Raw genomic sequence first — 12541 nt, forward strand, 5'->3', positions numbered from 1 at the left:
CGCGAAGCACTGCAGGCAGGTGCAATCGGGATCCTTGGATTGGGCATGAATCATCTGGCGGGCTTGCGTCAGGCTTCAGCTTCCCCGGGCCGTCACCCGAGTGGCAGTGCGAAATCGTGCATTTTTATTTTCCTCTCTGGCGGATTGTCGCAGCTGGAGAGCTTCGACATGAAGCCTTCGGCGCCAGATAACATCCGGGGGGAATTCAAGCCCTGCAGCACAAAAACGCCTGGGCTGCAAATTTGCGAACATCTGCCCAGGCTGGCAGAGCGAAGCCAGATGTGGGCGCTGTGCCGGTCTTTGACGCATCGCTCTAATGATCACTCCGCCGGTCATCACATCATGTTGACAGGAAATTCGGAGTTGCCGACCGGCTTCAGCCCGAGTCGTCCCAGTCGTACCGACAATGCCTCAATTGCCGCTGTTGCCGGGTACGCGATGCGAGGAAAACAGGACAACAATCTCCCGACCGCTGTTGTTCTACCGGAGCGTCTTGTCCATAACTCCGGTCGCGTGATTCCTGGGCAGGATGCCGGAGCGATGGGCCCGCGATTTGACCCTTGGGTGGTTCAGGCAAGTCCTTTTCACAGTGCCTCGTACGGCGCTTTCCCTACTCATTCCTTCGATCATCAGATTCGTGGAAAAGCTGATGATCGCATTTTTCAGGCCCCCCAGCTTTCACTGCCGGAGGGGCTGAGCATGCAGACAATCAACGGGCGTCTGGCCCTGTTGGACGTGCTGAATCAGCAACGCAGGAATCTCGACACGTATGCTCAGGTCGAAAACTTTGATCGATTGAGACAGGGAGCTGTTTCCCTGTTGACAGAATCAGCCGTGAATCAGGCTTTGGATGTCACGAACGCCAATGATAAGGATCTGGACAGGTACGGCCGCAACTCGTTTGGCTGGTCACTGCTCATGGCCCGACGACTGGTGGGGGCGGGGATCAGTCTAGTTCAGGTGAATCTTGGGAATAATGAAACGTGGGACACCCACGGAAACGCGTTTCCCCACTTGAAAGACAAACTGTTCCCGCCAACTGACCAGGCACTTTCTGCGTTGCTCGACGACCTGGCTTCGACCGGCGAGTTGGACGAAACGCTGATTGTGATGTGTGGGGAATTCGGTCGCACACCTCAGATCACATTACTTGAGAAACACTACGAGTTGCCCGGTCGTGATCACTGGGGCGCGGTCCAATCGGTTTTGTTTGCAGGGGGAGGAATTCGCGGCGGCAACGTCGTGGGACAGTCAGATGCACATGGTGCTTATCCCACTGATCAGCCGGTTAAACCAGAAAACTTCGCTGCAACCATCTATGACGCGCTTGGTATCCCTCCAACTGCTGCCTGGCACGATGCAGAGGATCGTCCCCATCACATTTACAACGGTGAACCGATTGCAGGTTTGCATTCGTAACCCCTCTGACGCCCCCTAGAAATGTTAATCTCCATTGCCCTCTGAGGACTCGTGATGTCGATTCCTGAATCAAGATTGTCACTCGCGTGTCGGGAATTTCGACGGTCCATGCGGCTGAACCGGCGACAGGCCCTCTCTGCGGGAACAGTTTCGGCACTTGGGCTCGGCCTCGGTTTGGGAGATCTGGAAACGCGTCTGGCAATGGCTAAGGACAGCGGAGTAACTCTGCCTCCGAAACGTGCGAAAGCTTGCATCTTCCTCTTCATGTGGGGTGGTCCAAGTCAGCTGGAAACATTCGACCTGAAACCCGATGCTCCCGCGGAGATTCGAGGTGAATTCAAACCGGTCTCAACGAAAGTGCCCGGAATCCAGATCTGCGAGCATTTCACTCAGCTTGCCGGACTCACCGATAAGATTGCAATCGTTCGTTCACTCACACACGATGACCCAGCACATTTGTCGAGCGGTCACTTAACAGTGACAGGTCAGCTCGCACCGGTGCTGAAAAGCGATGCGGATCCTCCGAGTTCCAAGGATTCACCGCATTTGGGATCGCTGGTCTCTAGACTTCGTTCCGGTCCAACGGGCCTGCCATCCTTCGTTAGCATGCCGTGGAAGGCGTTTCATCCAGGTGCGCCTGGCGGTGAAGCACCGGGACAGCACGGCGGCTGGATGGGTTCTGCCTATGACGGCATGTTACTGAAAGGTGACCCCAACGATCCGGCGTGGCGTCCTCAGGGGTTGTCGTTGCCAGCGGACATTCAGTTGGAACGCCTGCAATCGCGCGTGGAACTCCTCCGCAATCTGGATGCTCAACGGGCAACTTTACATCGATCGCTTGAGACAACGGAGTTTGGTGATCACCAGTCACGCGCAATCGAGATGGTCGGTTCCGAGAAGGTGAGGTCGGCCTTCGATCTATCACAGGAAAGCGACGCGACGCGTGAAAAGTATGGGCGAAACATCCACGGACAATGCGTCCTCATGGCTCGGCGATTGATTGAACACGGTGTCCCGCTGGTCTCTGTGAACTGGCACAATGATGGAAAGAACTTCTGGGATACACATGGAAACAATTTCAATCGTCTAAAGAACGACTTGATTCCCCCCGCTGACCGGGCACTATCGGCACTGCTGACCGATCTTGAAGATCGCGGTCTTCTCGACGAAACGATCGTTGCCTGGGTCGGGGAGTTCGGTCGTCGACCACAGATCACCGCCAACAACGCGGGCCGTGAACATTGGCCATTCTGTTACAGCGGAATCCTGGCCGGTGGTGGAATCCGTCCCGGCATGGTTTATGGATCGAGCGACGCTCATGCTGCGTATCCCTCCTCCGATCCAGTCACGCCACAGGATTTTGCCACCACAATCCTCCATGCAATGGGATTGCCTACGGATACGATGTTGCCTGATCGCGAAGGGCGGCCACACCAAATCACTTCAGGGAGAGTCTTACATGAACTGCTGGTGTGATGTTGCCCCCCAAATGACTGATTCACTTTCCTCTGATGGTCTGAGCTCCATGCGAATTCGGTCTCGCACGATCCTCCTGGCATGTCTGGTCTGGTTGTGTTCGTCACTTCAGGTCGATGCCCAAGTGATTAACGCGGTCAGTCCGCGAACCTGCAAGGCGGGCCAGACAACTCAATTGACAATTCAAGGGACCGAGTTGAATGACTCGCTCCGAATTGCTTGCGGCGATCCATTCATTCAATGGAAAGTCGAGAAGATTGAACCGACTCAGGCAACGGTTGCACTCACCTTGCCAGAGGATGCTCCACCGGGCCCAGTGAGCATTTGGTTGACGACCGCGACCGGGGCTGTGAAGCCGCATCTTCTCTACGTCGATGACCTGGACGCCGTTGTGGACAATGGAAACAACCACTCTCTTGCAACTGCTCAGCAAATCACTACACGTTCATCGATCGAAGGTGTCTGCGATGCTTCGTTCAGCGACTTCTATCGCTTTAACGTAAAGGCGGGCGAGCGAATTGCGGTCGAGGTCCATACGCAGCAACTCCGCTCAACCATGGATCCGATTGTTCGTCTTCTTAATGCGGCAGGAGAAACGCTCATTCAGGTCGACGACAGTTCCGTCGGTCCTGATTGTCAGTTCAGCCATCAATTCAAAGAGGCAGGCGATTACTGGATCGAAGTTCATGACAGTCGTCACGGAGCCAGCGGGGCATCCTATCAGTTGCGTGTCGGTGATTTTCCAATCGTGCACCAGTGTTTTCCACTCGCTGTCCGGAGTGGAGACAAGACGACCATCAGCTTCATCGGGCCCGATAGTGGAAAGCTAACTCCGCGTGAGATCGAATTCTCAACCGGCACTCAAAGACGCGACCGTGTCCGTGCACAATTTGAACAGGGAAAACCCACAAGCTGGCTGCCAGTCATTCGCAGCCCACATCCGCAGTTCGTCGAGTCGGAATCAAGTGAAAGTCTCACTCTCCCGATTGGAATCAACGGACGTTTGAAAGAGCCGCAAGAAGTTGACAAATACTTAATTCGTGGTGCCAAAGGAAACGTCATTAAGTTCACCGCGACGACACGAAGTCTCGGAAGTCCAACGCTCCTGCAAATGCAGTTGTTCAACAACGCAGGTGTGAAGATTGCCGAGACAAAAGTTTCCGACACGGATGAATGGACATTCAACGCAACATTGCCCGACGAGGGAGACTATCGACTGGAAGTGTCCGACCTCCTCAAACGGGGCGGAGACGAATTCAACTACCACATCCAATGCATTCCATCCGGGACGTTTTCTGTCGCGATCAAGCCAGACGCCAAAGCCCGCGAAGAGTTTTTGATTGAACCAGCACATGGTGCATGTACGGTGCAGTTGCAGGTCTCTCGTTTCGGGTATGACGGCGAAATCGACGTCGCCTTCGTTAATCCTGAGTGCGGTCTGCGAATTTTGAACCCTCGCATTCCTGTAAAGGCTGCTGAGGCGAAGCTCTATCTCGCCGCTAACGAAAACTGGAAACCGGACAGCGTCGGTGTCATCCAACTCACAGCGACATCCGTAGAAAATCCGGAAATCCGTTGCATCGTCGATAGCCTCGCGCTTCGTCGCGTGAAAGAACCGTTTGTGCTTGCACCGATGACGTCAGTGCAAGGGCAGCTTGTATTCGCCGCCGCAAAGACAACGGACTCCCCTTTCGCGTTAACTGCGGAGGCACCAGTCCAGTTCGCTAGGCCGGTTCGGGCACATACTGCGGCACTGAACTTGAAACGCATTCAAGAGAAGTTCAAAGCAGGTGTTGAGGTTCTTCCATCCGCATTAACGACAGGGTGGAGTGCGACCACGAAAACCGAACAGGACAAGTACACGCTCAGTCTCTCACGCAATGATCAGGCCAATGGTGCCCCAGAACAGCTCCAACTACTGGTCTACGGTGAACATGACGGACGTGGTCGAATCGAGACCTGCAGCGTTCCCGTTCAATGGATCGAACCAGTGAGTGTCTCATTGACCTTCCCGGAACCGCTTGTCCGAGGAGGGCGCGCCCGCGCCGTAGTGCAGTTGCAACGCCAAGGGAAAGATCCACAACCGGTCACTGTGTCACCCGACTCGCTGCCGGCGGGGATCTCTGGTCTAAAAGCAGTGACCATTGCCGCAGATCAGATTCAAGCCGACATCTCCGTGGAAATCGCAGGTGATGCCGCCCTCGATCTGAAACGCGATCTGGTTCTGAAAGCGTCCAGCAAATTCGAAGGTCAGGAATTCACTGTTTCCTCCACGCACGTACTTCCAACACTGACCAACAATCCTTCGAGTATTGTTGTCTACCCAGGCGAAATCGTTTTGGACGATCCTCGGGGACGGCAGCAGTTGGTCATCACCGGCATCGACGAAAAGGATGGTCTGCGAGACTGGACTCGTGACGCTCGGATCTCGTCCGCCAAGCCCCTCATCGCCGAAGTGCGCAATGGCGTGGTGTATCCAGTCGCCGATGGTGAAACGGAACTCGTCGTTGAAATCGGCAGCACTCGAAAATCGATTCCTGTTCGCGTCTCGAACAGGGCAACAACCCGTCAGCTCGACTTCGAATCGGAAGTTCTGGTGGCAATATCCAAACAGGGATGTAACGCAGGGGCCTGCCACGGTTCCCCCAGTGGCAAAGGGGGATTCCGTCTGTCGCTGCGAGCGTTCGACATGAAACTCGATGAGCTCACGCTGATTCAGGAAGAGTTCGGGCGTCGCGTCAATACACTTGATCCCGAACAAAGCTTGCTGCTACTCAAACCATTGATGAGTGTCTCGCACGGCGGTGGAAAGCAGATCCGCAAGACCGATGTAACTTACTCGATCCTGCTGGACTGGATTGCCTCAGGTGCAACTGCTGATCCGGAAGGGACGCCACGGATTGTCAAACTGGAGCTTTATCCAAACCAAAGACAGATCCTGACAGTCAAAGATGGCGGAGTGCAATTCGCCGTCACCGCTCACTTCGCCGACGGACGCAAGCGTGACATCACGCACCTCGCTGCCTATGAAACCTCTGACACATCCGTAGCGACAGTTGATGTGAACGGCTTTGTCACTCCGCAAGCGCGCGGAGAGGTTGCGATCCTGGTTCGGGTTTTGGAATATATCGAGTCCGTTCCTTTGATGTTTGTCGAAAATCAGGAGGGGTTCGAGTGGAACGCCCCTGCACCGAACAACTACATCGATGAACTCGTCTATGCCAAGCTAAAGCAGCTTCAGTTTCAACCGGCTGATCGATGCACGGATGAGGAATTCTTGCGCCGGGTCAGTCTGGACTTATTGGGGATTCTTCCCACTCCGGAAGAGACAACCGCATTTCTGGAGGACAAGAGCCCAGATAAACGTGAGAAATTGATCGATTCCCTGCTGCAGCGCGAGGAGTACGCCAAGTTCTGGGCGCTAAAATGGGGTGATCTACTGAAGATGACAAGCAAGCTCGTCGGCGACGAAGGAGTCTACAAGTACCATCGCTGGATCGAGAATTCACTGCATGAAAACATGCCCTATGATGAGTTTGCCAAGCAGCTGCTGACGGGAACCGGCAGTACACTGGCGAATCCACCTGCAAACTTTTATCGCACTTCCACAGATATGAATGAGTGCGTGGAAACGATATCGCAGGTCTTTCTTGGAGCCAGATTGCAATGTGCGAAATGTCACAATCATCCATTCGAGCGATGGACACAGGACAACTACTACGGCCTCGGGGCATTCTTCAACCGTGTCCAGCGTCGTAAGACCGGGCGGCCGGGCGAATTGTTCGTCTATACAAGTAGCGAAGGGAATGTCGTTCAACCAAGAACCGGGCAGGTCATGGCTCCGTGGCTACCTCAATCGGGAAGTGTGGAGGCGCCCGGGGATGGGGATTGGCGTGGAATCTTCGCCAATTGGCTCGTGGACCCTGCCAATCCTTATTTTGCCAGAATCGAAGCTAATCGCATCTGGAGTCAGCTTTTCGCACGCGGCATTGTCGACCCGATTGATGATTTTCGCGATTCGAATCCCCCCTCCAACGCCGCGCTGCTCGATTCTCTCGCAAAAGACTTTGTGGAGAGTGGCTATGATCGCAAACACCTGTTGCGAGCCATTCTCAATAGCCGTACTTATCAGGCGAGCTGTCAGACAACGAAGTTCAATCAATCGGACGATCGCTATTTTTCACATCAAGAGCCGCGATTACTGGGAGCGGAACAATTACTGGATGCGATCAACCGTACTCTGGCGATCGAGCAGAAACTCGGCAATCTTCCTGCTGGAACCTTGGCGACTCAGTTACCAGCGCCGGACGTTGCCAAAGTCGATTTCCTGAAAGTCTTCGGACAACCTGAGCGAAGTACGGTCTGTGCGTGTGAACGCGCTGATGACTCCAATTTGGGGATGGCCATCGAACTATTCAATGGCCCGATGCTTCATGAGAAACTTCGAGACACCAACAATCGTTTCCGAAAATCGCTGAGTGCTGGAAAGTCCGTCGAAGAAGCGATTCGCGAAATCTACCTGGCGGCACTTTGTCGTCTGCCAACTGAAGTCGAGTTGAAAGTCGCTCTCGAGCATTGCAGCAAGAATCCTGATCCCGTGATCGGAGTCGAAGATGTGTGCTGGGCATTATTCAACACGGACGAGTTCTTATTCCAACACTAAAGCGGCACATCAGAGACGGGTGTTCTGCGGCGTCTGAGTCTTTACCGTCACTGGATCACGGGCAAGATCGACCAACCGAGCGATAAGGCGATGTGTTCATCCATCATGAGAATATTGAAGCGATTTATGAAACACATCTCCCTGTTCGCTCTGACGATGGTTTGGGCGTCCTGCACGTCATTAATGGCAGACGATGTGGCGGCCGTCAGCTTTCGAAGCGATGTTGCCCCAATCCTTTTGAACAAGTGCCTTGCCTGCCACGGCACCAAGAAAGCCGAGGGGGGATATCGAGTTGATACATACGAAGAGCTGCTCAAAGCAGGAGACTCTGGTGAATCGCCAATTGCTTCATCAATGGAGCACGTCAGCGAATTGCTGCGACGCATCATCAGCGAGGATGAAACCGAACGAATGCCGGCAGATGCTGATCCGCTGACACCGATGGAGGTCGAACTGGTCAAACGATGGATTGCCGCTGGCGGAAAATTCGATGGTGACAACGCCGCCCAGTCATTGGCCCTAGTCATTCCCCCGCCCAAGTACCCTGCCCCGCCGGAATCCTACCGTCATCCACTTCCGATCACCGCGATCGCTTTCTCACCCGACGGGAAACAGATCATTACCGGCGGTTATCACGAAATTGCGATTTGGAATACCGAAGACGCAAAACTCGTTCGCAGGATTAACAATCTGGGGCAACGAATCTTCTCGTTGGCCTTTTCCTCAGATGGAAAGACGCTGGCCGTCGGTTGCGGAGAGCCTGGTCGAAGCGGAGAAGTCCGACTGATTGACTTCAGCAGCGGACAAGTCAACGGTGTCATCGTTCGTGCCAGCGATGTCGTCCTCGATCTCGCGTATCGGCCCGGGACGAATGAGTTGGCGATCGCTTCTGCTGATGGCACGATTCGAATCGTCAATGTGGAAACCCAAAAAGAACTGCAGGTGATCACAAGCCACGCAGATTGGGTGACCGCAGTGGCGTGGAGTGATGATGGTTCACGCCTGGCCTCCACCAGTCGGGACAAGTCTGTGAAAGTTTACGACGGCAGTTCGAGAGAACTGATTTCAAGTTACGCAGGGCACGGAGCAGCAACACGAGGTGTCTCCATTCTTCCAGACAACAAGCAAATCGTCTCCGTAGGGGACGACAAAAAACTGCATCGATGGTCGATTGAAGGTGCCAAGAAAGTTGCGGAGATCGGTCTTGGCGGCGAAGCGTTTAAGTTAACCCGAAAGGGAAATACCCTGCTCGTTCCCTGCGCCGATAAGCGACTCCTGCAGATCGATCTCACCAAGAACTCCATTGCGAAAGAGTACAAAGGACACGGCAAAGGAGTGCTGACCGCATGCTTCCAACCAACTCCCGCTGGTGCAGAGTCAGGTGAATGGGTTGCCAGCGGAGCGTTTAATGGAGAAGTTCGAATCTGGAAAACAGCCGATGCATCCAACGTTCGCCAGTGGATTGCAAAGCCGTAGAAGCTTGAGAAGAGTCACTCAACACCCGCCTTCGGCAGCTTCGAGTAAGCGAAAGTCACCGGACCGAATCGTCCCTCTTGAACAAGCAGAGCGCTAAGGCTCTGTGGAAACGAGGGGGGGCCAATTCTTGCATCATTGCAACTGGGCGGATCAACTTCGGCAAGTTGTAAGCAACTGTACTCAACTGAAGCGCGAATCAATTCTCAATCGCTTCCCAAGACGGTTCTTCACTCAGGGCTTTTCAACCGATGATCTCTCTAAGCGGGCGCTCGGAGCGCCCATGATAACTACTCAAATATTAACCATTAAGACCATAACAGGTTCTTAAAAAGAACCGAATAACGACCCCAGGATGAGAACAGCAATCAAGGCGAGAATACAGCTGACGATCACTGTCATCACCATGTCGAAATAACTTTCGCGGTGGGTCAATCCGCTGATCCCCAGCAACATTAGAACAGTACCGTTGTGGGGCAGCGAGTCGAGAGTTCCGGCACTGAGAGTGGTGAGGCGATGCATCAACTCCGGATTGATGTTTTCTTCAGCGGCGAGATTCATGAAGTTTTCTCCCAGCGCATTCAGCGCGATCGCCATCCCGCCGGAGGCTGTACCGGTCAGAGCTGCCAGCGCGTTCATGGCGACAGTGATCTTGACCAAGGGGCCTCCTTGAACTGAAAGTACCGCGTCCCGGACCATGTCGAACGCTGGCAAAGATGCGACCACAGCACCGAAGCCAACAAGACTGGCGACTGTCAGAATCGGCAATACGGAAGCGTTGGCACCGGCGTCCAAAGTTTGACGCATGGCGGGCAGTTTGCGGAAGTTTATAAGGATAACTGTCAAACACCCTGCGGAAAGAGCCAAAGCGACCGACCAGATGCCCGCCACGGACTTGATCGAGGTTTCTCCCCATCGTACGTCAGCGAGATAAGCGAAGTCGAGGCGGGGTAGAATGATCAGGGACATCAGGAAATTGACCACGATCACAACGGCCAATGGAAGGACAGCGTGCAGAAAAGAAGGTTCACTATCCGACGGCTTACTGCTCGTCAGCTCCGCCGGGTCGAAATCGCCAGAAACCGTCGACTGCACGCGACACTTTTCCTCAATGGTCGGGCTGCTGAACGTTCCGATATAGCCCTCGCCCGCCTTACTTACAATTCGCTCTGCACGGTTGAGCCACCACATTCCGAATGCCAGGATAATGGCCGACGCGATGAGGCTGAGACCGGGTGCGGCAAAGGTTGTGGTCCCAAAGTACGGCATTGGAATCGCATTATTGATTGAGGGTGTTCCGGGCATAACTGACATCGTGAACGTAAATGCCCCTAAACCAATCGCTGCCGGCATTAAGCGGCGAGGTAAGTTTGCAGCCTGGAACATCTGGTCAGCCATGGGGACAAGAACGAAAAAGGCCACAAACACGCTCACTCCTCCATAAGTGACCACAGCCGAGGCAAGCACTACCGCCAGCATTGTCCGAGATGTCCCCAGCCGTTCGGTTAGGCCCCTTGCGATCGAACTGATGGAACGACTGTCCTCCATCAGCTTGCCGAACACGCCGCCCAGCAGGAAAATTGGGAACCATTGTGCGGCGAAGCTGCCGGTGCCTGTCATGAATGTTTGCGTCCAGCTCGCCAGCAGCGGTTCACCAGAAATAGCAGCAGCAAGCAGGGCTGCTGCCGGAGCCACCAAAAGAACTGTCCACCCGCGATACGCCAGCCAGATCAGCAGTGCGAGTGAAAGCAAGATTCCCAGAAGACCGATCATCTTATCACTCCACAAATGACAATTAAGGAAAGCATGTATGAGGATTAGGTCCTGCATGCGCTCGAACGTCGTTGTTAATCTTCTGGAACGTCGACTCTGGCGATGCGACAGATTCCAGTCGGGCCAGCAACGAAAACCTGGCAATCAAATAGGACAGTATCACATTACCGGTTACCACGACAGACAGCACTTGCTGCTGAATCATCTGCCATCATACAAGGGAACCTCTTGTCACAGTTAATGATTCATAGCGGATTGCTTCGGCATAGTCCTGTATCCAAAATGTTAGGTCCAGTGTTGGATGATGGAGCTCCCCAGGAATGGTGGGTGCTGGGGATAGGAGCATATCATCACTTTTGAGGAAAGTAACTTAACGTCGAAGACATCGTCGTGTTTTCGCTGCCGAATTCAAGCGAGAGGCGTTGCCTGACACACTACGCGAACCGATTGAGGTTGTTGCTGCCTGCGAGCAGAGACGTGGGAGATTGTAACTCCTCGTTCACTGTGAGCTCCTGCTCACCAGGATCTATGGAAGACAGGCAGCACCTAACAGGCAAAACATGCCTGGAAAATAAATGGGGGCGACAGCCAGTTGCTACCGCCCCTTGCTTCCAGATTAATTAAAACTGGCCGACCACCTCGTTCCCTGCGCGCGTTCCCAGCGCGTTGTAGATGCCTGCGTCAATATTTTCATTGATTGAACGGACAGAACCGTCTCCCATCGCAAACTGGCAAACTCCGACGTGAGGAGCCGAGAGTCCCTTGTCGTCCGTTCCCGGCTGATTCGGCCTGAACTGGGTTTCAAAGAGCACCATATGACCGTGGTCGTCCTCCAGGTCATCGATATCGCGAACTGCGGCACACCACGCCGTTTCAAACAATTGATGGCCTCCAGACGTGGTGGCCGGCAAGGGACCATTTATTCTCTCTCCGAGGAACAACGTGTTTGTCAGACCATCGGTGACATCTCTCAGCCGAGTTGCACTGTTGCGATAAAAGACCCCAGTGCTTGCCAACGGCCTGTCATCGAGATTGACGCTTTCAGTAGACGGCCCCCAGTTCGCGGCATAGCTGGCTGCGGCATATTGTTCCACCGGTGTGACCGAATCGTCCCGAACGACAAACGCTCCTCCAGAGTATGGATCAGATGGGCAAAGAAACACGCTCAGGTGCTGTTCACGGGGTACCCTCTGGGCTACTTCGAAAATTGGGATGTTGTAGTTAAACTGCGAGTACAGATTTGTCTGTTCGAGCTGCGGGAGAATCATGAGCCCCCATCCGAAGCCCATGTGATTGGCGCCTGACCCGCCCGTGACGAACTTATGTAGATAGCCAGGAACCAGGACGTTATGGACCGATTCATAATTATGGATCGCCAAAACAAGTTGCTTCAGATTATTCTTGCAGGCGGACCGTCTGGCCGCCTCACGCGCTTGTTGCACCGCTGGCAGCAGCAATGCAATCAAAATGGCAATGATGGCGATTACCACCAGCAACTCAATGAGCGTAAAACCAGCGGGTTGCCCCCGACTGTTCTGAGAATTGTGCATATTGACACTCCCTGCTGAGCGAAACGAGCTTGGGCATTGTCAAACCTTCTGAGCATCTCCCTATTGGTCGACGGAATGTCGGCCAATTCACAGGGGAGTTGGCGACTGGAACATGCGAAGTTGCTGACCAGCTGAACAGACTCACAGAAGAATGCGACAGAAGCGTTCTCGCGATGCCCTTGCGATT

6 protein-coding genes are annotated in these 12541 nt (G+C 54.0%); 4 read left to right on the forward strand and 2 right to left on the reverse strand.

Annotation, left to right across the window (positions count from 1 at the left end; all coding sequences use genetic code 11):
• Window positions 1-45: 45 nt before the first annotated feature.
• The 4 genes from SH527x_RS04105 (at window position 46) to SH527x_RS04120 (ending at window position 9034) form a co-directional block, all read left to right on the forward strand.
• Complete coding sequence (locus tag SH527x_RS04105) at window positions 46-1419, forward strand: DUF1501 domain-containing protein (RefSeq protein WP_437194579.1); 1374 nt, start codon at window positions 46-48, stop codon at window positions 1417-1419.
• 54 nt (window positions 1420-1473) lie between these two features.
• Window positions 1474-2895, forward strand: coding sequence for a DUF1501 domain-containing protein (locus tag SH527x_RS04110; RefSeq protein ID WP_437193375.1), 1422 nt, complete (start codon window positions 1474-1476; stop codon window positions 2893-2895).
• 49 nt (window positions 2896-2944) lie between these two features.
• A complete protein-coding gene (locus tag SH527x_RS04115) occupies window positions 2945-7558 on the forward strand; it encodes a DUF1549 domain-containing protein (RefSeq protein ID WP_437193376.1) in 4614 nt (1537 codons plus the stop codon).
• A 126-nt stretch (window positions 7559-7684) separates the two neighbouring features.
• Window positions 7685-9034: a c-type cytochrome domain-containing protein gene (locus SH527x_RS04120; RefSeq protein WP_437193377.1), complete on the forward strand. Its 1350-nt coding sequence runs from the start codon at window positions 7685-7687 to the stop codon at window positions 9032-9034.
• A 324-nt stretch (window positions 9035-9358) separates the two neighbouring features.
• On the opposite strand, the gene SH527x_RS04125 is transcribed toward SH527x_RS04120, so the two are convergent.
• Together SH527x_RS04125 and SH527x_RS04130 are read right to left on the reverse strand one after the other, a co-directional pair.
• The gene (locus SH527x_RS04125) at window positions 9359-10801 is read right to left on the reverse strand and encodes a GntP family permease (RefSeq protein ID WP_437194580.1); all 1443 of its coding nucleotides are present in this window, start codon (window positions 10799-10801) and stop codon (window positions 9359-9361) included.
• A gap of 623 nt (window positions 10802-11424) precedes the next feature.
• Window positions 11425-12354: a DUF1559 domain-containing protein gene (locus SH527x_RS04130; protein ID WP_437193378.1), complete on the reverse strand. Its 930-nt coding sequence runs from the start codon at window positions 12352-12354 to the stop codon at window positions 11425-11427.
• Window positions 12355-12541: the final 187 nt, after the last annotated feature.

The sequence above is a fragment of the Planctomicrobium limosum genome (assembly GCF_051465645.1).
Classification (GTDB): Bacteria; Planctomycetota; Planctomycetia; order Planctomycetales; family Planctomycetaceae; genus Planctomicrobium.